Here is a 702-nt window from a genome sequence, read left to right on the forward strand (position 1 = left end):
AGCTTCAAGGCCAGGCAACGGGCGGACTCGGTCGCGCCGCCGCCCCGATTTGGTCCTTTCTGGGCTAGTATGGCGGAGGCGGCGATAGCCGGCAGTGTGGTTGCTGTTTTTTGTTGGCTTGGCGGCGGCAGTCACATGGCGGGTGCAATCGGCATAAGTATGATTTTGGCCTTTGCGTTGCCGTATTTCTATCTCCAGGGAATGGAGCGGAAGAACAGTAAAGCCTTTGATACAGAATACATCAGCTTGCTGGAACAAGAGAGAGCAAGTAACGACCTACATCGTCAGCATTATCGAGAAGTCGCATCGGCGCACGCCGCTGACTACGAAGGATATGGCCAAGGCTCCGGGCATATCAACAAGACGCAGATCGAGGAGATCACGCCGAAGCCGAAGAGGCGTTGAAGCGCTACTATTGAACCAATCTGTCTACGCTTGCAGGACGACGGACACACCCGCCGCCACGGCAGCCCAGCTCGCCCATCTCCCCTGCCGTGAGATGTCGGCCATGAAGTCGTCCATTGAATTTCGGATGACGAATTCCCAGACCGGCAGCCCAAGGCTGCCGGCCGTGCCGGCGGCCGGTGATCTACACCTGCATTCCCGACTACGAAGGCGATCGGTAGCAGCGCCTCCGCGACTGGAAGCCGACGTTCGTCCCAGGTGCCCCATAACGGGTCAATAGATTTGGCACCTTGTTTG

The 702-nt window shown here is 58.0% G+C and carries 1 protein-coding gene; it reads left to right on the plus strand.

Annotation, left to right across the window (positions count from 1 at the left end):
• On the plus strand, positions 1–405 hold a 405-nt coding region (locus ACXJ7R_RS35380), incomplete at its 5' end, for a hypothetical protein (protein ID WP_457155839.1).
• Between the last annotated feature and the right edge of the window lie 297 nt (positions 406–702).

This window comes from Mesorhizobium sp. P5_C1, assembly GCF_054049815.1.